Raw genomic sequence first — 22090 nt, 5'->3', positions numbered from 1 at the left:
TGCTATCATTAGAACAATACCCTTAGGACTGCCCCCATCATGCCCCATGACGTTTCCCTGATTGCCACCTTGGCATTTGGTTTTGGCCTTGCGCTCATTTTCGGTTTTATTGCAGAAAAACTGAAAGCCCCTGCCTTGCTGGGCTACCTGGTTGCCGGATTCCTGATTGGCCCAGCCACCCCTGGCTTTGTAGCGGACCCCGCATTGACCAATCAATTGGCCGAAGTCGGTGTCATGTTGCTGATGTTCGGTGTGGGCATGCACTTTTCGCTCAACGACTTACTGGCCGTTAAAAAAATCGCAGTGCCCGGTGCCATTGTTCAAATGGCGGCCGCAACACTGCTCGGCATGGGTGTAGCCTATTTCTGGGATTGGCCGATGGGCCAAAGCCTGGTGTTTGGTTTGGCTTTGTCAGTGGCCAGCACAGTGGTGTTGCTAAAAGCACTGGAAGCACGCGGCATGCTAACAAGTGCAAACGGTCAAATTGCAGTAGGTTGGCTGGTGGTTGAAGACCTGGCCATGGTATTGATTCTGGTTTTGCTTCCACCACTGGCTGGTTTGTTGAAAGGCGGAACCCTGGACCCGGAAACCAACCTGGTATTCGACATTGGTTTCACCTTGGTGAAGGTGGCGCTTTTCGTTGGTTTGATGCTGGTTGTGGGCAAGCGTGTTATTCCCTGGATGCTTTGGCACATTGCGAAAACAGGCTCCCGTGAATTGTTCACACTCTCAGTCATTGCACTGGCTATCAGCCTGGCTTTTGTCGCTGCTGGCCTGTTTGATGTGTCTTTCGCACTGGGTGCCTTCTTTGCGGGCATGGTAATGCGGGAATCGGAACTCAGCCACCGTGCAGCAGAGGAATCCCTGCCTTTGCGCGATGCTTTCGCTGTGCTGTTCTTTGTGTCAGTGGGCATGCTGTTTCAATTCGACGTTATTCTGGAATATCCCCTGCGCGTACTCGCTGTGGTAGCCATCATCGTGCTGGGCAAATCGCTGGCCGCCGGAGCACTGGTGCTGCTGTTCAAATACCCCCTCAAGAGCGCCTTGGTCATTGCGGCCAGCCTTGCACAAATTGGCGAGTTCTCATTCATCCTGATTGGACTTGGTTTGTACCTGGGGCTGGTGGATCTTCAAGTGCAAAGCCTGGTGGTGTCGGGTGCAATCTTGTCGATTGCCCTGAACCCGGTTGTGTTCTCCCTAATTCCCAAATTGAACGACAGCATGGTGAAACGGTTTCAGTGGGTTCGCAATTTGAATGCGCGCAACCACACGATGGAAGAACTGCCACAACAAACCGATGGCAAATACCTTGGCAAACATGTGGTGCTGGTGGGGCACACCGAACTGAGCAAAAAAATTGCCAAGTCGCTGAAGAAAAAAAACGTACCTTTGGTCATTGTCGACACCAGCCGTGAAGTCGTGGCCAAACTGAGAAAGAATGGACAGGCGGCTGTGTCTGGCGAATATGCAGACCCAGTGACCCTGGTTCAAGCGCACACCACCAATGCAAATAGCCTTGTTATTGCCACTGGCGATACCCCGGGGCTGAGCCAGATGATCGAAAACGCCAAAATGCTGAACCCGGCAATTCAGGTGTTCGTGCAGGCGTACTCAAAGGAGGAAAAACAAATGCTGGGTGCCTTGCCAGATGTGCATGTGTACCGATGGGAAGACACATTAAGTGATGCCATTGTTAATGACCTCATCAAAACTCGGCCAGTGACTTAAAGCGAGCGCCAAATAAAAAGCCCGGCAAGTTTCTTACCGGGCTTCAGCACTCGCTGTTGGGCCTTTTGTAAAGGCCCAGCAAGGGGAAAAATACTCTTGAATTGATTTTTTGAGCTTGTCTCCTCTCCCCCTCCGTCGGTCAACCTATCCACCCCTCCTGGGGTGGGAGACTGCCAAGATTGCCGACAAATTCAGTTCAAACCAACAGATCAGTGGAACTGTTCTTCTTCTGTAGAGCCCTTCAAGGCTGTTACTGAAGAAGCGCCACCCTGGATCACAGTCGTTACATCGTCGAAGTAACCTGCGCCAACTTCCTGCTGGTGAGATACGAAAGTATAACCCTGTTCGCGTGCTGCAAACTCAGGTTCTTGAACCATATTGACATAATGCTTCATGCCTTCGCCTTGTGCGTATGCATTGGCGAACTTGAATGTGTTGTACCAGTTGACGTGGATACCGGCCAATGTGATGAACTGGTACTTGTAACCCAAGGCGGACAGGTCTTCCTGGAAGGAAGCGATCTGGCTGTCGTTCAGGTTTTTCTTCCAGTTGAAAGAAGGTGAGCAGTTGTAGCTCAACAGCTTGCCTGGGTTCTTTTCCAGAACGGCTTGCGCGAATTCGCGGGCAAAACCGATGTCGGGCGTACCTGTTTCACACCATACCAAGTCAGCATAAGGTGCGTAGGCGATACCACGGCTGATGGCCTGCTCTAGACCGTTCTTCACGCGGTAGAAGCCTTCGGGAGTGCGCTCGCCAGTCAGGAATGGCTTGTCGTTTTCGTCGAAATCGGAAGTCAACAAGTTGGCGGCTTCAGCGTCTGTACGGGCCAGAACGATTGAAGGAACACCCATTACGTCGGCTGCCAAACGAGCAGAAATCAACTTCTGGATCGCTTCAGCAGTTGGAACCAACACCTTGCCACCCATGTGACCACACTTCTTCACAGCGGCCAATTGGTCTTCGAAGTGAACACCCGCTGCACCAGCGGCGATCATGTTCTTCATCAGTTCGTAAGCGTTCAATACGCCACCGAAACCAGCTTCACCGTCAGCAACGATAGGCAGGAAGTAATCGATTGCGTCTTCGGACTTCATTTTGCCGTCGCAAATGTTCTTCCACTGAATTTCGTCAGCGCGCTGGAATGTGTTGTTGATACGACGAACCATTTTTGGCACGGAGTCGTAAGCGTACAGAGACTGGTCTGGGTACATGGTTTCGGAGCTGTTACCATCAGCAGCAACTTGCCAGCCTGACAGATAAACGGCTTCCAGACCGGCTTTGGCTTGCTGCATGGCCTGGCCAGCAGTGATCGCGCCGAAGGCGTTTACGTAGCCTTTCTTGGCTGTACCGTTTACTTTTTCCCACAGCTTTTCAGCACCGCGCTTGGCCAGTGTGTACTCGGGCTGCAGTGAACCACGCAGACGTACCACGTCTTCGGCTTTGTAGCCGCGCTTTACCAGCTTCCAGCGTGGGTTGGTTTCCCAGTCTTTGTTGAGTTCTTGAACCTGTTGGTCAAAAGATTTCATAGTGATGTCCTCAGAAGGCAATAGAAGAAAAAAGAAAACGGTTCGCTTGATGGCCTACTTGCGGTGCCCTGCGGGTGCAGCTTCGCGGGTATCACTTGGGCAAGTGGTGTCGATCAGGTGATGAGCCGTATCTTACAGATCATTTCGCAGAGCAACAAGAGTTATATCTTATACAAGACTTTTTTTCGTATTGTTTAAAATCAATAACTTAAGTTAAATTATTCACGATGCGAAATACTTTTTCTCTAAATGAAAAAGAGTCTGCACTCTAAATCATGCGCCGCAACCTTCTAAAAATGGTTCGTGTGAACATTTTGACCCTGCCGGACCACCCAACAAAAACATCAAATGGACATGAAGATGACTCGCCGGCTTGCTACCCACATGATCGGACAGAACCAATATGGCTTGATCTCATCTGCCGCGAACCACAACCATTCAGTTCGGATTGGCACCGCGGGGTGCGCGCTTTGCGTGGGCCTGGCCTTGTGGCGCGAGTCCGATGGCAAGGCCTTGGTGGCCCACATACAACCGGATCAACTCAGCAAAATTGAGGGGGCAGTCAACCGAATCTATCAACTGATTCCCAATCCCGGCAAATTCTTGTGCGTGACAGCCGGCATAGACCAAAGCACAGACGAAATCATTGCCTCATTGGTTAAAACGTATGGTGTGGAACCTGTCGTGAAAAAAGGCTACGATGAAATATCAATAGTTTCGGGCACAGGCGCAATACGGGTCAGTCGAACTTCGTTGATTCAAACCGATGAAACCAGGCCCCCGAATTTTTTGACCGGAGACCTGTCCTGAAAGGGTCAGATCAAAGCTGAATCTGAGATCAAAACGCCGTCCTCATCTGCATACACCCAATTGCCGGGGCGCACAGTGGTGAAACTCAAGGCCACATCAATGTTTTCGTGGCCGATGCCTCGCTTCTGGCTTTTCATGGGGTGTGTGCCTAGCGCTCGAATACCTACATCGCATTCATCCAGTTCAAGGGTGTCGCGTACACAGCCATACACCACAATACCAGCCCAGTTGTTTTTCTCGGCCAGCATACCCAGATTGCCTCCCACCAAGGCACAACGCATGCTGCCACCACCATCGACCACCAACACTTTGCCCTGCCCGTCTTTTTCAAGGGCGCTGCGCACAAGTGAATTGTCTTCAAACACTTTCAAGGTGTGGGCTTGCCCCATGAAGCTGCTTTTCAAGCCCCAACTTTGAAACATGGGCTCAACAACTCGCAAAGTGCCTGCGGCAATTTTGTCCTCGTTGGCATCGCAAAGATCAGTGGTAGGGGTCATGGAAAGCTCCGAAAATTAAGTGAATGAATAGCCAAAATTTAAACATGAAATTCAGGCACTAAACATGACCGAAAGGTTTCACTGCTGATTTCTGAATTCCCTCGGGGAGATACCCTGCCATTTCAAGAATGCACTGGTAAAACTTCGGCGATCTGAATAGCCGAGGTTCGCGGCAATGGTTTCAATGTCCAGCACCGAACCTTTCAACATTTCGCAGGCCAGCTCATGCCGAACAGCCCCCAGAATTTCAGCATACGATTTGCCTTCGCTTTTCAGCCTTCGCTGCAGGGTACGGGGGTGAATGTGCAGTATCTCGCCAATCACCTGTATAGGCTCACTCAGCATACTCAAGCGCGACTTCAACAAGCGCTTGATCTGTTTTTCAAGGGTTTGCTCTTCTACGTCCGGCAGCAGGCGGTTCAAAATCACGGCTTGCGCCTTGTGGTGTGCTGAAGGGATGCCCCCTGGCAAGGGCAAATCCAGCGCGGAAGAATCTACCACCAAGCGGTTGTTTGGCTGCTCAAACAGCACCGTGGTTTTTAGTACTTCTTGATAAGCAGATTCCAGCGTCAAAGGCGCATGGCGAAACTCAATCCGCTTGATCAAGTGCGAACCAGGGCTGAGAAGATGAATAAACTTCAACACGGCCGACATGGAGGCCTCAACAAATCCGGGTAGGTTCTCGTGCACACCTTCCGGATCGGAGACCTTGACTTCCAGAGCCGCTTCGGCCCCCAGCTTCAGTGTGATGAAGTGTAAATTGGGGTGCAACAGCTTTGGCGACCAGTCCAAAACTCGCATGGCCTCCTGGGGCGTTGAAGCGCTGGTCACAAAGGTTGCAAGCTCGGGCAAACCATCAAAATTGAAAGAATCACCAAACACCAGCGGAAAGTGTTGGCTGGGCTTGCGTGCCTCAACCGCCGAAAACAGGGAACTGAAGCAAGACAAAGACATGCGTCGGCGTGGATCCCCGCTCATGTCGATCTCCAGCTTCAGTTCTTGCATCACACTGTTCAAGTCAATGTCGCAGCGCCGCGCAGCGTTGGCCAGGCTTGCAAGCATTTGAAAATTGATGGTTTCCACCAAACCTCCTGTGGCAGGATCAGATCAAATATGTCGCGAATTCTTCCTTTTTTGTCATTTCAAATCATATCGTGTACCGAGCTGATTCGGTAATCTTTGTTCATACAAAGCAGCAGGAGGCGGAAATGGTTACTACATCATTCAAAGAAGACATCGTGGTTCGCAAAGATCTTGATTTTGGAATCACTGACAAAGACATTCCACGCTACTGGATGGACGGCGACGCATTCAAAACCCGCGTCATTGACGGCGTACAAATGAGCTTTCCCGACGGCGAACGCTATTTCATTTCGAGTGTGCGCAACTTCAAAGACAAAATTACCGATCCTGAATTGTTGAAAGCGGTTAAAGACTTTTCTTTTCAGGAAGGTCAGCATGGCAAGGTGCACACCGATTACAACAAACGCCTGAAAGAACAAGGTGTGCCAGTGGACAAAATGCTGCATGTGATTACGAAAATCATGAACCGCCGTTTGCAGGTGCTGTCCCCCGAATACAACCTGGCCATGACCGCTGCTCTAGAGCATTTCACGGCCATGATGGCTGAAATGTTTTTTGCGCGCAAAGAGGTGATGGCAGGCGCTGATCACCGCGTTCGCGCCATGCTGGCCTGGCATGCAGTCGAAGAAATGGAACACAAGGCAGTGGCTTTTGATGTGATGCAGAAAGTAGCCAAGGTCGGCTACTTCAAACGCAGCCTTGCCATGGCCCACGCCATGTTCAACTTCACCTTGCACACGCTGGTGTTCACGTGGATTATTTTGGGCACGGATGGCTTTAAAGGCTGGACCCGGTTCAAGATGTATTCGAAAGGTTTGGTGTGGTTGTTGGGCCCCAAAGGCCTGTACAGCAGCCTGCTGCCCAAATTGTTGAATTACTTCAAACCTGGTTTTCACCCCTGGCAAGACCCAACCGTGCACAACTACGGTGTCTGGCTGGAAACCTTCAACAAAACAGGTAACCCGGTAGAAGCTGGCGAGGCCATGTACGAAGCGGCGCATTGAGCGCGATTTGAACAACCCGGGGTTGAACTTTCAAGACCCCGGGCGACTACAAAAAAGTAGTGAAACCACTGTTGAATCGCCAAGTGATATCCAATACGCCAGAAGCCAGCCCACAATCCAGTGTCAAAACCTTCTCACACAGCAAACCCGCCCCGGACGAATCAATCCCGCTCTGCGCGAAAGCAATTGCCAGTCACTTCAACCAACATCAATCCAGCACTACGCTGAAAGACTGTATTGCGCAACAAGCCATGCCACTGCAGCAAGCTGACAGCGGCGGAATTCGCGCCATGTTTTCCAAGTTCGGCAGCCTAAAGGCCCTGCCCCAACTGCTGACAGCCATCGCCTGCCCTGCTCGTGTCAAACGACACAACACCTCGGCCTGGATCACGGGAAGAATAAGCAATCTGGATTACAGCCTCCTACACGTGCCAATCGATGCGATTCGGTCACAACACAGTATCGATGGTGAGGCGATTGAAAAAACAGCCCAACGTGCCAGCCGTATTCTGGCGTGGTTAAAGGCGAATCCTTCAGAAAAAACGATTGACATGGACGCAATGGATGAACTTGCAGGGTCCTCTGGCGCATTGAAGATTGGCTGTGCAAAACAGAATCAATTCATCACCCTGGACGGCGTGGGTCGCCTAGAGGCCATTCGGCAGGCCAAAGCAAACTATTTGGCGGAAACCGGCCGGGCACACCCACTGGAAAAAATTGAGTGCTATGTCGCCCGCTTGAGAGAGAACGAATACGAGAGCCTTTACAAAACAAGCAGCTACTTTCGGGATGAAGCCGGCAAGCAGCTGGAAACGCCCGAACACGACTTGATGCCCTACTCGGGCTTGCCCAGACTATTTGCAGGCCAGGCATTAAACCTGGCCCGCCACTCCATTGAATCAAGCCTGTCGAGTTTCTCGAATGATTTCAACAGGCAGGTTCCCGAACACTATTTCAGTGAACCACCCGATCAAAAGTGAAAGCACCATCCTTGTAATCCACCGGGACTACGTCGTTCGGCCCAAACCGACCTTCAAGAATCATTTTTGAAACCGGATTCTCGATAATTTGCTGAATGGCCCGCTTCAAAGGTCGCGCACCGTACAAGGGATCAAAGCCAGCTTTCACCACCTCGGCCAAGGCGGCGTCGCTTACTTCCAGGCGCATATCGCGGCTGGCCAAACGCTGTTGCAAACGCTGCAACTGAATACGTGCAATGTTCGCAATGTGTGCATTGTCCAAGGCATGGAACACCACCAGCTCATCCACCCGGTTAATAAATTCAGGGCGGAAGTGCATCTTCACTTCTTCCATCACTGCGGCCTTAATGACCTCGCCATCTTGCCCGGCCAAGCGCTGAATTTCATGCGACCCCAGGTTTGAGGTCATCACAATCACTGTGTTTTTGAAATCCACCGTGCGGCCTTGTCCGTCAGTCAGGCGGCCATCATCCAGCACTTGCAACAGCACGTTGAATACATCGGGGTGGGCTTTCTCGACCTCATCCAGCAAAATCACGCTGTAAGGCTTGCGGCGCACAGCCTCGGTCAAATAACCGCCTTCGTCGTACCCCACATAGCCCGGGGGCGCACCCACCAAGCGGCTTACAGTGTGCTTTTCCATGAATTCGCTCATATCGATGCGAACAAGGTGATCTTCCGAATCGAACAGGAAACCCGCCAAGGCTTTGCACAATTCTGTTTTACCCACGCCTGTTGGGCCCAGGAAAAGAAATGAACCCAAGGGCTTGTTGGGATCGGAGAGCCCCGCACGAGAACGGCGAATGGCATCGGATACCAAAGTAACGGCTTCATCTTGCCCAACCACGCGCATGTGGAGGGCCGCTTCCATTTGCAGCAATTTGTCGCGTTCGCCTTGCAACATTTTGCTCACCGGAATTCCCGTGGCGCGGCTAACCACTTCTGCAATTTCTTCAGTGCCCACCTGCGTGCGCAACAGCCTGTTGGGTTTCTTCTCGCAACTCTCGTTGTCTTTCACATCGTTCAGCTTTTTCTCCAGATCGGGCAATTTGCCGTACTGAAGTTCAGACACTTTTTGCCAGTCGCCTTTGCGCTTCCATTGTTCAATTTCAGCACGAATGTGATCGATCTCTTCCTTGATGGCGGCGCTGCCCTGCACAGCTGCCTTCTCAGATTTCCAGATTTCGTCGAGATCTGCATACTCTCGCTCAAGACGAACAATTTCCTCTTCGATCAGGGCAAGGCGCTTCTTGGAGGCGTCGTCTTGTTCGCGCTTCACAGCCTCGCGTTCAATTTTCAGCTGAATGATCCGGCGATCCAGCTTGTCCATTTCCTCAGGCTTGGAATCAATTTCCATCTTGATCCGCGCGGCTGCCTCGTCGATCAGGTCAATGGCCTTGTCGGGCAGGAAACGGTCGGTGATGTAACGATGACTTAACTCAGCAGCGGCCACAATCGCTGGGTCGGTAATGTCCACGCCGTGGTGCAACTCATAGCGTTCTTGCAAGCCGCGCAAAATGGCGATGGTGCTTTCAACACTGGGCTCGCCCACCAACACCTTTTGGAAGCGACGCTCAAGTGCCGCGTCTTTTTCAATGTACTTGCGGTATTCATCCAGCGTGGTGGCACCAATGCAATGCAATTCACCACGGGCCAATGCGGGCTTCAACATATTGCCGGCATCAATCGCGCCCTCGGCTTTGCCTGCACCCACCATGGTGTGAATTTCGTCGATGAACACAATGGTTTGCCCCTCATCGGCGGCCACGTCTTTCAACACGGCTTTAAGGCGTTCTTCAAATTCGCCGCGGTACTTGGCACCCGCCAGCAAAAGCGCCATGTCCAATACCAACACACGCTTGTTTTTCAGCGTATCGGGTACTTCGCCATTCACAATACGCTGGGCCAAACCTTCCACAATGGCGGTTTTACCCACACCAGGCTCGCCAATCAACACCGGGTTGTTCTTGGTTCTGCGCTGCAAAATTTGAATGGCACGGCGAATTTCATCATCGCGACCGATGACGGGGTCCAGCTTGCCCATGCGGGCGCGCTCGGTTAAATCAATGGTGTATTTTTTCAAGGCCTCCCGCTGGCTTTCGCCGTCGGCGCTGTCCACAGCCGCTCCGCCACGCACCTGTTCAATCGCAGTGTTCAGCGACTGGGCATTCAAGCCCGCTTCTTTCATGACCTTGGCCAATCCCGTGCTGTCTTGCAGACAAGCCAGCAAAAAAAGCTCACTGGCAATAAACTGGTCGCCACGCTTTTGAGCCTCTTTGTCGGTGAGGTTCAGGGCGGCTTGTAATTTGCTGCCAATCTGGATTTGACCGGCATTGTTGGCCACTTGTGGCAGGTTGTTCACCTCGGCCTCAACGCCTTTGACCAACACCTGCGGGTTACCGCCCGCTTTGCTGATCACCCCGCGAACAGACCCCTCGCCCTGCTTGAGCATGGCCAACAGCACGTGCGCAGGTTCAACCGTGGGGTTGTCTTTTCCCACAGCCAGGCTTTGGGCGTCGGCCAAAGCTTCCTGAAACTTGGTGGTGAGTCGATCTAAACGCATGTGTGCAAACCCTTCTTAACAATTTTGAGTCACAATACCCATGAACCGTATGTGTGGGCGAGCGTGGTGATTTCAAGATAACGCCAACACAAATGACTTGCACTATTTTTCAAGTACGCTGCCATGCAAATCAAACAACTCCAAGTTGCTTATGCGCCGGAACATGATCGCATCCTGATGCGGATCAATTCAGCTGAAAATCAAGAGGTTCGGGTATGGCTGACGCGCCGCATGGTGCGCATGTTAATACCCAGCCTGGATGAGATGATGCAGAAACTGCTGGCCAGCGACAGACCGCTGAACGAAGCGGGCCGCAAGGCACTGCTGGAAATGAGCCGGGAAGTGTCGCTGTATTCTGCGGATTTCAAAAGCCCGTTTCAAGACAAAAACACCACCACGCCGCTGGGCGCGGACCCGCTGCTGATTACGCAAATTGAACTGCGCCCCAGTGGCGAAGCCCACAACACCGACCTGGTGTTGAAACTGGTGGCAGGCAGCGGCAAAGGGTTCGAGATGCGCATGGCCGAACAATTGCAGCATGGGTTTGCCGACCTTCTGATTAAGACTTGTGGCCAAGCCGATTGGGGATTGCATTTCAAAAGCGTGCCCAGCATTATCGAGCGGCCGGAAACACGCCACTTAAATTAAGCAGGCCTGCAACTTAGCCGGCCAAAAATAGTTCTTGAAGGTCATTCAGAAAACGAAAGCCCAATTCAGTGGGCTTGAACAGGCCAGGTTGGGTTTCAATCAAGCCTTTCATCAATGCCTGTTTCAAAGGCTTTTGCAAATCGCTCAATGGCCTGCCACAACGCTCCACGAACCAGCTTTCGGGTACACCATCGATTAAGCGCAAGGCGTTGAGCATGAACTCGAATGGCAACTCTTTCACGGCCAAGGTGCGCACCTCCAGCGGTTGCGCAGCGCCCTCCATTTCTTCCATGTAAGCCATGGGGTTGCGGTGGCGGGTTTCCCGTTCAATACGGTTTGGGTAGCTGATTTTTGCATGCGCGCCTGCACCAATGCCCAAATAATCACCAAAACCCCAGTAATTAAGATTGTGCTGGCAACGGTGGCCAGGCTTGGCAAACGCTGAAATTTCATATTGCTCAAAGCCTGCAGACTTGGCAGCCTTGTGAACAGCCTCTTCAATATCGATCAAAGTGTCGTCATCGGGCAAAGGCGGCGGCTTTGCTGCAAACAGAGTGTTGGGTTCCATGGTCAACTGGTACAGGCTAAGGTGGGTGCTGTTCAGCGCCACGGCCTGTGCCACATCGGCCAGGGCCTGCTCCACATTTTGATTGGGCAAGGCGTACATCAGATCAATGTTCACCTCATCAAAAAGTGCCACAGCACTGCGCACAGCGGCCACGGCCTGACCACTGTTGTGAACCCTGCCCAGGGCTTTCAAGTGCGAGTCTGAAAAACTTTGCACACCGATCGACAAGCGGTTCACCCCTGCCTTTCGAAACCCTTCAAACCGAGCTTGCTCGAAAGTTCCGGGGTTGGCTTCCATGGTAATTTCACTGCTTTGCGGCATACCCAACCGCGCACGTACTGCACCCAGCAGTTCATCAATCAGTTCAGGCGCAAACAAGGAAGGTGTGCCACCGCCAATGAAAATTGAGTAAAGCTTGCGCCCCCAAATTTTGGGCAATTGCTGATCCAGGTCTGCAATAAGGGCATTGAGGTAACGGCGTTGCAAATCGAGTGGCAAGGATTCCGCAAAGCCTTGCTCGCCCGAGGCTACCAGCGGAACACCCACTTCACGCAGCTTGCTTTCCGGCGCCAAGTGGCTGTTGAAATCGCAATACGGGCATTTGCGCACGCACCAAGGCAGGTGAATATAAAGGGCCAAAGGCGGCATAGCCGCAAAACGGAGTTCGCTGGGCATGAAAACACGGCCCACCAGGTTGTTGGCCGTGGTGGAGCTCATGAATGCCGGTCCCGTTTTTTTGTCCTCGCCCTGTTCCAATTAAACATTCGCCTTCTTCAAACCCAGGCGCTGCTGCAATTCCTGTAACAGGGCTTGGGTGGCCTGTGCCCGGTGACTGAATTTGTTTTTCAATTCCTTGGGCATTTGGGCCGCTGTGCACTGGTGTTCAGGCAACCAGAAGTGCGGGTCGTAGCCAAAGCCGTGCTCACCCTGGGGGGTATCAATGACCTCACCCCACCACATTTTTTGGGCAATCGTAGGTGTAGGGTCATCTGCATGGGCCACCCACACCATGGCGCACACGAAATAAGCGCGTCGGTCTTCAATACCCTTTAATTTTTCAACCAGGCAAGCGTTGTTGTTGGCATCGCTTTTTTCTTGCCCAAACAAGGTGGCATAGCGAGCCGACAACACGCCCGGCGCACCCGCCATGGCCGGCACACACAAACCCGAATCATCGGCCAGCGCGGGGCGGCCAGTCAGCCGGCTGGCGTGCCGCGCCTTGGTCAGCGCATTCTCAACAAATGTGTGAAAAGGTTCTTCGGCGTCGGGCACACCCAACTCACCTTGAGCAAGCCAATTCACGCCCCAAGGGGCAAACAGATCTTGAAATTCCCGCAGTTTGCCCTTGTTACCGCTGGCCAATACCCATTCGCTGTTTGATGCCATTGCTTTGCAGTCCAACGTTAATTTTTATGCCAATAAGGCGGCTTTCTGTAAACGAACCAGCTCAGTGATACCGGCTGCCGCGGAATCTAGCATGCCATTCAGTTCTTCGCGGCTAAACGCATCGCCCTCGGCTGTGCCCTGCACTTCGACAAAGCCGCCTTTCTCGGTCATCACCACGTTCAGGTCAGTTTCACAGGTGGAGTCCTCGTCGTAATTCAAATCGAGCACCACCTGGCGATTGACCACGCCCACCGAAACCGCCGCAACAAACTGCTTGATGGGGTTTTCAGGCAATGCACCATTGGCGATCAGTTTGCCAATTGCATCGGCCACGGCCACCATGGCACCCGTAATCGATGCTGTGCGTGTGCCGCCATCGGCCTGAATCACATCGCAATCAATTTTCAGGGTACGTTCGCCCAACTTGTTCAAATCAACTGCCGCGCGCAGGGCACGGCCGATCAAGCGCTGAATTTCTTGCGTGCGGCCACTTTGCTTGCCACGCGCGGCTTCGCGATCCATTCGGGAGTGGGTGGAACGGGGCAACATACCGTATTCGGCAGTCAACCAACCCTGGTTCTGTCCTTTCAAAAAGCCGGGCACCTTGTCTTCAACACTGCAGGTGCACAGCACATGGGTATCGCCAAAACGCACCATGACCGAACCTTCTGCATGCTTGGTGTAATTGCGCTCCAGGCTGATGTTGCGCAATGCGCGTGGGCTTCGTCCATCGGGGCGGGCTTGGGTGGCATTCATTCAAATTCTCCAGTACGTGTCCATGTGTAGTGCACGCATTATGGCGCATCTTCCAGGTCGAGAAACAATTGGGTCGACCCTTTAGGCGCTGCATCTGCAGGCGTAATCAAATGGCTGGCTTTGATACCCAACAAGCGGATGGTTGAGCGTGATCCTTTTTCCTCAAAAGGAATTTTTTTCAAACAGGCTCGCGCGGCTTGAAGAATTTCTTCCGCAGAACCCACAGTCAAACCCGTGGTTGTATCGCGCGTCAGCGATTTGAAATCAGCAAAGCGCACCTTCACGCCGATGGTTTTTGCGAGCCGCTGTTTGCGGGCAAGGTCTTGAGCAAGCCTGTCAGCAAGGTGCAGCAATACTTGTGTCAAGTTGTCGCGCTGCCTGCGTACATGCATGTCATTCTCAAACGTGGTTTCACGGCTGATGCTTTTCGGCTCTGAATACAAAGTGACTTCACGGCGATCAATTCCATGCGCACTTTCATGCATCCAAAGCCCATAACCTTCACCGAAACGTTCCCGAAGCAACTCAACCGGCTGCGCGGCCAGTTCAGCAATACTGTTCACCCCCATCGCCTTCAGTTTTTCCTGGGCCTTGGGTCCCACCCCGTTGATTTTGCCCACGGGAAGCGGCCAGATTATTTCCTGAAACTGATCGGGGCGCACCACGCTCAAGCCGTTTGGCTTTTGCAGGTCTGAACAAATTTTCGAGGTCAACTTGTTTTCCGACAGCCCCACGGAACAGGTCATGCCACCGGTGGCGTCGGTGACTGCCGCCTTCAGACGCTGGGCCAGCGCGACGGCTGCCTCAAAATCACCCCCGGTTTCATCGGTCAAATCAATGTAAATTTCATCGATGCCACGGTCTTCCACGTTGGGGGCCAATTCCCGCACGGCGGTCTTGAATTGCCTCGAAAGGGTTTTGTACCAGTCGAAATCTGCGGGAAGCAACACCGCATGGGGCGCCAGCTTGGCGGCCTTCATGGTGGGCATGGCCGAGTGCAAACCCAATGCGCGCGCTTCGTAATTGGCGGTGGTTAAAACGCCCCTGCCCTCGTACTGTGCCAGTGTTGGAAATTGCTGACCGGGCAGCGGCTGCATGCCCCGGCGACCACCCACGGCCACTGGCAAACCCCGCAAGGCCGGGTTGCGCACCAATTCAGCATTGGCGTAGAAGGCATCCATGTCCAGATGGGCAATGATTCGACCCGACAAAAACACCCCCACAGAAAACAAGCACCAGCCCAGAGTTTACAATCCATGCACCACCGACAATCACGCACAGGCCGCAAATGAGCAAGGACAGCAAAAACACCGCCGCAGTACACAGCATGACAGGCTTTGCCAATGCACAAAGTACCACCCGTGCAGGCACACTGAGCATGGAGTTGCGCAGCGTCAATTCCCGTTTTCTGGACCTGAACTTTCGCATGGCCGACGACCTGCGCATGGTGGAACCCCTGATTCGCGAAAAACTGATGAATGCGCTAAGCCGCGGTAAAGTGGAATGCCGAATTTCCTGGGGGCGTGCAGAAGGCGAGAAACGGATTCCAAAGGTTGATCTGGAACAGGTGAAACAACTGGCCGACCTGGAGGCCAGCATTCAAAGCGCCTTGCCCAAAGCCAACGGTTTTCGCATAACCGAGGTGTTGAACTGGCCTGGCGTGGTGGAAGACAACAGCTTGAGTGGCGAGGAACTGCAAGAGACGATTTCAACCCTCTGCGACCAGGCGATTGATGCCCTAAAGCAAAGCCGCGAACGTGAGGGTGCTGGCCTCGCGGCAGTGTTGTTGGAGAAAGTGGATGGCATGGAAGCGATTGTCAACAGCCTGCTGCCCATGTTGCCGCAATTTTTGGCCCACTACGAAGGCAAGATTCGGGAACGCATGACCGAGGCCTTCGACAAAATCATTTCCGACAAAGCCAGCCACCTGACGGTGGAAGACCTTGAAGAACGCATCAAACACGAAGTGGCCCTGCACAGCGTGCGCATTGACGTGAAAGAAGAAGTAGAGCGACTACAAACGCACTTTACTGAGGTGCGTCGCATTCTGAAAAAAGGCGGGGTGATTGGCAAACGGCTGGATTTTGTCACCCAGGAATTGAACCGCGAAGCCAATACCTTGGGCAGCAAAGCTCACGCCATTGCGCAAACCCAAGCCAGCATTGACCTGAAAGTGCTGGTGGAGCAATTCCGCGAGCAAGTTCAGAATATTGAATAAACCCTGAATTCTGGATTGAACTGAACCAATCTGAATACTTGGGCACCCAATCGAACTTATCCTTGTTCGAGACCCTGCCCAATGACTTCTCCGATCTCCTTTCTCAATCAGCTCCTGAAACACGTGCTACCTCAGGCAGCCACAGACTCGCGCATTGCTGGTCTGCTTTTGGTCGCCAAGGGACAATCAATGGCTGGGCAGGCCTTGTTGTGCCACCCCACTTTGCGCCTGCAACGCAGCGAGCTCGCGCAATATCGTGTTGGCCAGGAAAAACTGGCCAATATGGACCTGATCAAAAGTGGACGATTGGAGTACGGCAACTCCAGCCAAGGGGAAATACCGAAAGTCAAAGTGGGCGAGCAATACAAGTTTGAAAACGAGTTGTCCATTCAGGAACGGATCGAGGTACTTTCCGCCCCACAAACCTTGCCAAACGCGCCCCAAGATGGCCTGCAAGCACTACCGGTCAGTGCAGCAGAGCGCTGCGTGCTTCGTGACTACATTGCAACAGACGGGTATTCACAAGCCATGAACGAGTTTTTGCGTGGGGAGTTCAAAGGCGCACCACAACTGCACTCGGACCTGCGAGAACGCAGCCTGATACTGATCAGTTTTTTGAATGCATTGCCGGTGCAGTCTGCGCAGGTACAACACAACCTGAACCCAAAATCGCTCATGTTTCAGGCCTTGCTGGACGCCGCAAAGACAGGAAGGCCCTTTGTACCCGACCACTTTTTAAGCATGAGCAAGCGCGATGACGCGTCAACTCCACTGATTCCGAGCGTATTTGGTGCGGTCAGCTGTATCGTTCAATCCGAGCTGGCCAAAGACATTTCCGTGTCGAACGCCCTGTTGCCCAATGAGCGGGAATTGATCGCCGCCCCCATTTCCAGTTACAAGGTCAGCAAAGGAAGTGGATTCGGCGATGAAACTTCGGCAAAACCCTGGTTTGTTTTGACTGAACATGCCAAGCCCTCTGAATAAGCACTCAACATGGCGAGTCATCGGGAAATCCCATAGAATCACGGCTTGTTGATCTTTGTTCGAGCGCTTCATGACCGCCTTGGCCCAACCCCAGCACACGCCACAGTATTCCGGCAGCCTGTTCATTGTCAGCGCCCCCTCTGGCGCTGGCAAATCGTCGCTGGTGAAAGCGCTTCTGGCTGAGGTTCAGGGCATTGGTTTGTCCATTTCCAACACCACTCGCAACGCCCGCCCTGGCGAGGTGGACGGCAAGGACTATCATTTCATCTCCCAGCCCGAATTCGAAGCCATCCGCGATCAAGATGGGTTTCTGGAATGGGCCCACGTACACGGCAACTATTACGGCACCTCTCGAGCTTGGGTCGAAGGGCAAATGTCGATTGATCGCGACGTTCTGCTGGAAATTGACTGGCAAGGTGCCGAGCAAGTGGTACGGAAGGTAGAGAACGTGGTGTCTATCTTTATTCTTCCACCCAGCATGGAGGAGCTAGAAAAAAGGCTGCGTGGACGTGGCACCGACAGCGAAGAAGTCATTTTGAAGCGAATGGGTGCCGCACAACTCGAGATCGAGCAAGCGAGGCGCTTTGATTATGTTATCCTTAACGATGATTTCACACAGGCTCTTTTGGAGCTGAAATCGATCGTCTTCGCATCCCGTTGCCGTTTCAATCAGCAAATGGCGCGCCACGGGGCGCAACTCAAAAGTATTGGACTGTAAGGACACCAGATGGCCCGCATCACCGTTGAAGATTGCTTGAAAAAGATCCCTAACCGTTTCGACATGGCCCTGTGCGCCACTTACCGCGCTCGCATGCTGGCCCAAGGCCACACTCCCAAAGTCAAGTCCGACAAGGACAAGCCCACTGTGACCGCCCTGCGTGAAATTGCAGCCGGTGAAATCGGCATCGAAATGCTGAAACGCGTGCCCATCTAAATCGGGCAATTGCGCATTCAAAAAAGCCCGAGACCGGTACACGGCTCGGGCTTTGTTCGTAAAATTGACCGAAAACCAAGCTGGCTGAAACTCAGAATTTCCGGACCCCGATTACCTTGAACAAACCTTCCTCAGCACCGCTGGACATCAAATTCGCCAAAATCAAGGCCGTAACCTTCGCCTTGCGCCCCGCGCCGCTGCAAGAAAGCCTTGAAGCCTTGAAGAAGCGTTTGGGCCCAACACCCGGCGTGTACTCCGCCGAACCCGCTGTGCTCGACTTTTCTGGCTGGAACGATACCGAACTGGCCGAGCATGGCATCGAATTAAAAACCTACGCAGAAATGCTGAGGGCTGCTGGCGTGTTGTTGGCTGAGGTGCGTGGCCAAAGCGAAGCCCTTGAAGCGCAAGCAGAAGAGCTGGGCATTCGTTTCGAAACGGGCCAGACAGAGCAGCTTGAACCTGAGCCACAGCCGCAACCAGAAAAAACTGAACAAGCCGCCCAGGCCGTACAAGCTGAATTGCTCGAAACCGATTCCGAGCAGGCCAGTCACCCCGCTGTACCCAGTTTCGACAACGCCCGCCGAACCATGGTGATTGATCAATCAGTTCGCAGTGGACAGAAAATTTATGCCCAAGGGGCTGACTTGATCGTGATGGGTCAGGTGTCAGCCGGCGCCGAAGTCATCGCCGATGGCAATGTGCACGTTTACGGAGTGTTGCGTGGTCGCGCCTTGGCGGGCGCCGCAGGCGATACCCAGGCCAGAATCATCTCCACTTGTTTCGAAGCGGAACTGGTGGCCGTGGCTGGTTACTATTTGACATTCGAGGGCGGCTTTCCTGAAGAAAACCGTTCAAAACCTACATTAATTCATCTTGACCATGGCACTGAGCCGGCAGTATTGCGACTCAAGGCCATCAACATCCGCTAGGAGACCATTTGTGAGTCGAGTCATTGTTGTTACATCCGGTAAGGGTGGCGTTGGTAAAACTACCACCAGCGCAAGTTTTTCCGCAGGCCTGGCCCTGCGTGGTTTTAAAACAGTGGTCATCGACTTTGACGTGGGTTTGCGAAACCTCGACCTGATCATGGGTTGCGAACGCCGGGTGGTCTACGACCTGGTCAACGTTATTAATGGTGAAGCAAGCCTGCAGCAAACCCTGATTAAAGACAAACACTGCCCGATGCTGTCCATTCTTCCCGCCTCGCAAACACGCGACAAAGACGCTTTGACCGAGGAAGGCGTGGAAAAGGTGATCAAAGACCTGATCGAGATGGGTTTCGAGTACATTGTGTGCGACAGCCCGGCTGGCATTGAGCGTGGCGCCGTGATGGCCCTGACCTTCGCCGACGAAGCCATTGTGGTGACCAACCCCGAAGTGTCTTCAGTTCGCGATTCCGACCGAATCATTGGCATTTTGCAAGCAAAAAGCAAACGCGCCAAAGAAGGCGGCGAGCCTGTGAAAGAACACTTGTTGATTACGCGTTACTCAGCCAAGCGCGCCGCAGACGGCGAAATGCTGAGCTACACCGACGTGGCCGACCTGCTGCGCGTGCCTTTACTCGGTGTGATTCCTGAAAGTGAGACCGTGTTGCAGGCGTCCAACCAGGGCATGCCGGTGATTCATGCCGAGGAAAACGACGCAGCCTTGGCCTACCAAGATTGCATTTCACGCTTCCTCGGTGAAACCAAACCCTTGCGATTCGTAGACTATGAAAAGCCCAGTCTGCTGAAGCGTTTGTTCGGAGGTTAAGGCCATGTCACTACTGAGCATGTTGTTTGGCGAAAAGAAAAAATCGGCCAATGTTGCAAAAGAACGACTTTCCTTGATCATTGCGCGCGAGCGTATAGACCAGGATGGACCCGACTTTTTGCCCCAAATGCGGGACGAATTGATGCAGGTGATCGCAAAATACGTCAAGATTGACCAGGAAGACGTGAAGTTTAACCTTCAAAAACAAGGCAATATGGAGATGTTGGAAGTCAATATCGTCTTGCCGGACCAGAAGTAAGACTGCACAATAGAAGATCGTAGTTTTAGTTGTAACAGTGGTACAAAATGCGGGGGGCAATGCAAGCCAGAGAACTTCAACCTGAGCCAAACCGACCCGATGTGGTCTCTATCGCACAGCTTATCGGACTAGCCTCGACTTATTTGCCCGAGGCTGAGATTCGGCGCGTTCGCGAGGCTTACAAGTTTTCTGACGTTGCGCACCTGGGGCAGTTTCGAGCCACAGGTGAGCCTTACGTAACCCACCCCATCGCTGTGGCTGAGCTTTGTGCCAGCTGGCGCCTGGACAGCCAGGCGATTCAAGCAGCCCTCCTTCACGATGTGATGGAGGATTCTGGCACCACCAAGGAAGACCTGATCGAGCGCTTTGGCGGTTCGGTGGCCGACTTGGTGGACGGGCTTTCCAAGCTCGACAAGATGGAGTTTTCTTCGCGGGAAGAGGCCCAAGCCGAAAACTTCCGCAAAATGCTGCTGGCCATGGCCCGCGACTTGCGCGTCATTCTGGTGAAGTTGGCCGACCGTTTGCACAACATGCGAACGCTCGACATCATGAGCCCCGCCAAGAAACGCCGTATCGCACTTGAAACCCTCGAAATTTATGCCCCCATTGCCCACCGACTGGGCTTGAATGAAATTTTCCGTGAACTGCAAGAGCTCAGCTTTCAGCATGCTTACCCCATGCGCTATGAAGTACTGAAAAAAGCGGTACTGGCTGCGCGCGGCAATCGCCGCGAGGTTGTGGGCAAAATTCTGGAAGCGGTTGAAAAGTGCCTGAGCGACGCCAATATTGAGTGCCAGGTGTATGGCCGCGAAAAAGCCCTGTACGGCATTTACCGCAAAATGATTGAAAAACGCCTGAGCTTCTCTCAGGTGCTGGACGTGTATGGTTTCCGCGTGGTGGTCAAAGACATGCCCGGTTGCTACATGGCCATGGGCATGCTGCACCAGTTGTTCAAGCCGGTGCCCGGCAAATTCAAAGACTACATTGCCATTCCAAAACTGAACGGCTACCAAAGCCTGCACACCACCCTGCTGGGCCCATACGGCACACCGGTAGAGTTTCAAATTCGCACCGAAGAAATGCACCAGGTGGCCGAAAAAGGCGTGGCTTCGCATTGGCTGTACAAGGGCGAAGGCGAGGCATTGAATACCATTCAAACGCAAACCCACCGCCTGCTGCAAAGCCTGCTCGACATTCAAAACCAAACCGGCGATTCAGCCGAGTTTTTAGAGCACATCAAGGTAGACCTGTTCCCTGACGCGGTTTATGTGTTCACGCCCAACGGCAAAATCATGAGCCTGCCCCGTGGTGCAACGGTGGTCGATTTCGCCTACGCCGTGCACACCGATGTGGGCAATCACTGTGTTGCTGCACGGGTGAACCAGGTGATCGAACCCCTGCGTACCATTCTGAAAAGTGGCGATGTGGTCGAGATTATTACCGCTCCCCACAGCCGCCCCAACCCTGTTTGGCTGGGCTTTGTGCGCTCGGGAAAGGCACGCTCCGAGATTCGGCACTATTTAAAGTCAATGAACCTTGAGGAAACCGTGCGCTTGGGCAGCAGGCTGCTGGAGCAGGCTCTTGAGGCGGACCAAATCAAACTGGAGCACTTAAGCAACGAGGTTTGGGACCGCTTGCAAAAAGATTCGCAAGTCAGCACTCGGGATGAACTGCTGGCAGACATTGGCGCTGGCCGCCGTGTGGCGCCGGTTGTCGCTCGCCGTGTACTGATCGCCATGGGTCGTGCAGATGCAAGGGTAGACGCACCTTCTGGCAATGTGGGTGAAGCCCGTGCACCGATCATGATTCACGGTGGAGAAGGCATGTCAGTGCAACGCGCGCCCTGTTGTTTGCCAATTCCTGGCGACAATATTATTGGCTATGTGCGCAAGGGCTCGGGCCTGATTATTCATACCGATGAATGTGAAACAGCCCGCAAGCAGATTCGCAAAGAACCTGAGCGCTGGACCGATGTGCAGTGGTCGCCTGAAATTACCCGCCCATTTGATGTGAATGTGGACTTGCAGGCGGTGAACGAGAAAGGCGCACTGGCCACGATTGCGGCCACTTTGTCAGATGCAGGTGCCAACATCACCAACCTGACGATGAGTGATGAAACGGCTTACCGCAAACTGTTGCATTTCACAATTCAGGTCACTGACCGTGTGCACTTGGCGCGCATTTTGATGGCGCTGCGCAGGCTTGAATACGTGGAGCGTGTAACCCGTGTGAAGGGCCGGGCTTTTGCGAAAGTGCGTTTGCCCGTGGCAGACACGGCGACACACTGATCGGCTGGTTTATTCGGCCCACTCTGCGTGGGTTCCGATCTCTCGCCTGCCGGTTAACTGCCCAATCCGCTTGGATTTCGCCCTCTCGCCAGAAAACCTGTTGATC

At 53.2% G+C, this 22090-nt stretch carries 21 protein-coding genes; 13 read left to right on the top strand and 8 right to left on the bottom strand.

Going from position 1 to position 22090, the window contains the following annotated elements; translation table 11 throughout:
- The first annotated feature begins 39 nt into the window (after positions 1-39).
- Complete coding sequence (locus B4N58_RS12820; RefSeq protein ID WP_291750029.1) at positions 40-1728, top strand: cation:proton antiporter; 1689 nt, start codon at positions 40-42, stop codon at positions 1726-1728.
- Between the two features lie 209 nt (positions 1729-1937).
- Here B4N58_RS12820 and aceA read toward each other — a convergent pair whose 3' ends face one another.
- Entirely contained in the window at positions 1938-3254 is a 1317-nt protein-coding gene (gene aceA, locus B4N58_RS12815) for an isocitrate lyase (protein WP_212746500.1), read from the bottom strand.
- Between the two features lie 360 nt (positions 3255-3614).
- On the opposite strand from aceA, the gene B4N58_RS12810 reads away from it, so the two are divergent.
- Positions 3615-4064, top strand: a complete 450-nt coding sequence (locus B4N58_RS12810; RefSeq protein ID WP_291750021.1) for a hypothetical protein — start codon at positions 3615-3617, stop codon at positions 4062-4064.
- Positions 4065-4069: 5 nt separating this feature from the next.
- Here the strand turns inward: B4N58_RS12810 and rraA are convergent, their stop codons facing one another.
- Positions 4070-4561 carry a ribonuclease E activity regulator RraA gene (rraA, locus tag B4N58_RS12805; protein ID WP_291750018.1) on the bottom strand — a complete coding sequence of 164 codons (492 nt, stop codon included), beginning with the start codon at positions 4559-4561 and terminating at the stop codon, positions 4070-4072.
- Between the two features lie 78 nt (positions 4562-4639).
- Positions 4640-5644, bottom strand: a complete 1005-nt coding sequence (locus B4N58_RS12800; RefSeq protein ID WP_291750015.1) for an AraC family transcriptional regulator — start codon at positions 5642-5644, stop codon at positions 4640-4642.
- A 125-nt stretch (positions 5645-5769) separates the two neighbouring features.
- Here B4N58_RS12800 and B4N58_RS12795 point away from each other — a divergent pair, with 125 nt between their 5' ends.
- Positions 5770-6648 carry a metal-dependent hydrolase gene (locus B4N58_RS12795; RefSeq protein ID WP_291750012.1) on the top strand — a complete coding sequence of 293 codons (879 nt, stop codon included), beginning with the start codon at positions 5770-5772 and terminating at the stop codon, positions 6646-6648.
- A gap of 59 nt (positions 6649-6707) precedes the next feature.
- Positions 6708-7628, top strand: a complete 921-nt coding sequence (locus B4N58_RS12790) for a hypothetical protein (protein WP_291750009.1) — start codon at positions 6708-6710, stop codon at positions 7626-7628.
- Here B4N58_RS12790 and clpB read toward each other — a convergent pair.
- Positions 7603-10191 carry an ATP-dependent chaperone ClpB gene (gene clpB, locus B4N58_RS12785; protein WP_291750006.1) on the bottom strand — a complete coding sequence of 863 codons (2589 nt, stop codon included), beginning with the start codon at positions 10189-10191 and terminating at the stop codon, positions 7603-7605. The genes B4N58_RS12790 and clpB overlap by 26 nt on opposite strands.
- Positions 10192-10314: 123 nt before the next feature.
- Between clpB and B4N58_RS12780 the strand changes: the two genes are divergently transcribed.
- A complete protein-coding gene (locus tag B4N58_RS12780; protein WP_008251809.1) occupies positions 10315-10839 on the top strand; it encodes a hypothetical protein in 525 nt (174 codons plus the stop codon).
- 13 nt (positions 10840-10852) lie between these two features.
- Here the strand turns inward: B4N58_RS12780 and hemW are convergent, their stop codons facing one another.
- From hemW to dinB, 4 genes are read right to left on the bottom strand one after another with little or no spacing between them, the layout of a single operon-like run.
- On the bottom strand, positions 10853-12124 hold the full coding sequence (gene hemW, locus B4N58_RS12775; RefSeq protein ID WP_291750003.1) for a radical SAM family heme chaperone HemW: 1272 nt from the start codon (positions 12122-12124) through the stop codon (positions 10853-10855).
- 39 nt (positions 12125-12163) lie between these two features.
- Positions 12164-12793 carry an RdgB/HAM1 family non-canonical purine NTP pyrophosphatase gene (gene rdgB / locus B4N58_RS12770; RefSeq protein ID WP_291750000.1) on the bottom strand — a complete coding sequence of 210 codons (630 nt, stop codon included), beginning with the start codon at positions 12791-12793 and terminating at the stop codon, positions 12164-12166.
- Positions 12794-12817: 24 nt separating this feature from the next.
- A complete protein-coding gene (rph, locus tag B4N58_RS12765; protein ID WP_291749998.1) occupies positions 12818-13549 on the bottom strand; it encodes a ribonuclease PH in 732 nt (243 codons plus the stop codon).
- A gap of 38 nt (positions 13550-13587) precedes the next feature.
- A complete protein-coding gene (gene dinB / locus B4N58_RS12760) occupies positions 13588-14766 on the bottom strand; it encodes a DNA polymerase IV (protein WP_291750055.1) in 1179 nt (392 codons plus the stop codon).
- 71 nt (positions 14767-14837) lie between these two features.
- Between dinB and B4N58_RS12755 the strand changes: the two genes are divergently transcribed.
- The 8 genes from B4N58_RS12755 to B4N58_RS12720 all read left to right on the top strand — a co-directional run bounded on the left by B4N58_RS12755 (position 14838) and on the right by B4N58_RS12720 (position 21984).
- Positions 14838-15767: a YicC/YloC family endoribonuclease gene (locus B4N58_RS12755; RefSeq protein ID WP_008251797.1), complete on the top strand. Its 930-nt coding sequence runs from the start codon at positions 14838-14840 to the stop codon at positions 15765-15767.
- Positions 15768-15848: 81 nt separating this feature from the next.
- Positions 15849-16751, top strand: coding sequence for a hypothetical protein (locus B4N58_RS12750; RefSeq protein ID WP_291749995.1), 903 nt, complete (start codon positions 15849-15851; stop codon positions 16749-16751).
- Positions 16752-16821: 70 nt separating this feature from the next.
- Entirely contained in the window at positions 16822-17469 is a 648-nt protein-coding gene (gene gmk, locus B4N58_RS12745) for a guanylate kinase (protein ID WP_008251795.1), read from the top strand.
- Between the two features lie 9 nt (positions 17470-17478).
- Positions 17479-17685 (top strand): DNA-directed RNA polymerase subunit omega, encoded by a 207-nt coding sequence (gene rpoZ, locus B4N58_RS12740; protein WP_008251793.1) that lies wholly within the window; start codon positions 17479-17481, stop codon positions 17683-17685.
- Positions 17686-17801: 116 nt separating this feature from the next.
- The gene (gene minC / locus B4N58_RS12735) at positions 17802-18614 is read left to right on the top strand and encodes a septum site-determining protein MinC (protein WP_291749992.1); all 813 of its coding nucleotides are present in this window, start codon (positions 17802-17804) and stop codon (positions 18612-18614) included.
- A 10-nt stretch (positions 18615-18624) separates the two neighbouring features.
- Positions 18625-19437, top strand: a complete 813-nt coding sequence (minD, locus tag B4N58_RS12730) for a septum site-determining protein MinD (RefSeq protein WP_008251789.1) — start codon at positions 18625-18627, stop codon at positions 19435-19437.
- A gap of 4 nt (positions 19438-19441) precedes the next feature.
- Complete coding sequence (gene minE / locus B4N58_RS12725; protein ID WP_008251787.1) at positions 19442-19696, top strand: cell division topological specificity factor MinE; 255 nt, start codon at positions 19442-19444, stop codon at positions 19694-19696.
- A gap of 59 nt (positions 19697-19755) precedes the next feature.
- Positions 19756-21984: a RelA/SpoT family protein gene (locus tag B4N58_RS12720; protein ID WP_008251785.1), complete on the top strand. Its 2229-nt coding sequence runs from the start codon at positions 19756-19758 to the stop codon at positions 21982-21984.
- Positions 21985-22090: the final 106 nt, after the last annotated feature.

Source organism: Limnobacter sp. UBA3528 (assembly GCF_002377005.1).
Lineage (GTDB): Bacteria > Pseudomonadota > Gammaproteobacteria > Burkholderiales > Burkholderiaceae_B > Limnobacter.
Note: the sequence above shows the minus strand (reverse complement) of the source record. Positions and strands in the feature narration are given on the sequence as shown.

Coding starts and splice junctions, on each gene's coding strand:
- B4N58_RS12820 (WP_291750029.1), top strand. CDS start 40: ATGCCCCATGACGTTTCCCTGATTGCCACCTTGGCATTTGGTTTTGGC.
- aceA (WP_212746500.1), bottom strand. CDS start 3,254: ATGAAATCTTTTGACCAACAGGTTCAAGAACTCAACAAAGACTGGGAA.
- B4N58_RS12810 (WP_291750021.1), top strand. CDS start 3,615: ATGACTCGCCGGCTTGCTACCCACATGATCGGACAGAACCAATATGGC.
- rraA (WP_291750018.1), bottom strand. CDS start 4,561: ATGACCCCTACCACTGATCTTTGCGATGCCAACGAGGACAAAATTGCC.
- B4N58_RS12795 (WP_291750012.1), top strand. CDS start 5,770: ATGGTTACTACATCATTCAAAGAAGACATCGTGGTTCGCAAAGATCTT.
- clpB (WP_291750006.1), bottom strand. CDS start 10,191: ATGCGTTTAGATCGACTCACCACCAAGTTTCAGGAAGCTTTGGCCGAC.
- B4N58_RS12780 (WP_008251809.1), top strand. CDS start 10,315: ATGCAAATCAAACAACTCCAAGTTGCTTATGCGCCGGAACATGATCGC.
- hemW (WP_291750003.1), bottom strand. CDS start 12,124: ATGAGCTCCACCACGGCCAACAACCTGGTGGGCCGTGTTTTCATGCCC.
- rdgB (WP_291750000.1), bottom strand. CDS start 12,793: ATGGCATCAAACAGCGAATGGGTATTGGCCAGCGGTAACAAGGGCAAA.
- rph (WP_291749998.1), bottom strand. CDS start 13,549: ATGAATGCCACCCAAGCCCGCCCCGATGGACGAAGCCCACGCGCATTG.
- B4N58_RS12755 (WP_008251797.1), top strand. CDS start 14,838: ATGAGCAAGGACAGCAAAAACACCGCCGCAGTACACAGCATGACAGGC.
- B4N58_RS12750 (WP_291749995.1), top strand. CDS start 15,849: ATGACTTCTCCGATCTCCTTTCTCAATCAGCTCCTGAAACACGTGCTA.
- gmk (WP_008251795.1), top strand. CDS start 16,822: ATGACCGCCTTGGCCCAACCCCAGCACACGCCACAGTATTCCGGCAGC.
- rpoZ (WP_008251793.1), top strand. CDS start 17,479: ATGGCCCGCATCACCGTTGAAGATTGCTTGAAAAAGATCCCTAACCGT.
- minE (WP_008251787.1), top strand. CDS start 19,442: ATGTCACTACTGAGCATGTTGTTTGGCGAAAAGAAAAAATCGGCCAAT.
- B4N58_RS12720 (WP_008251785.1), top strand. CDS start 19,756: ATGCAAGCCAGAGAACTTCAACCTGAGCCAAACCGACCCGATGTGGTC.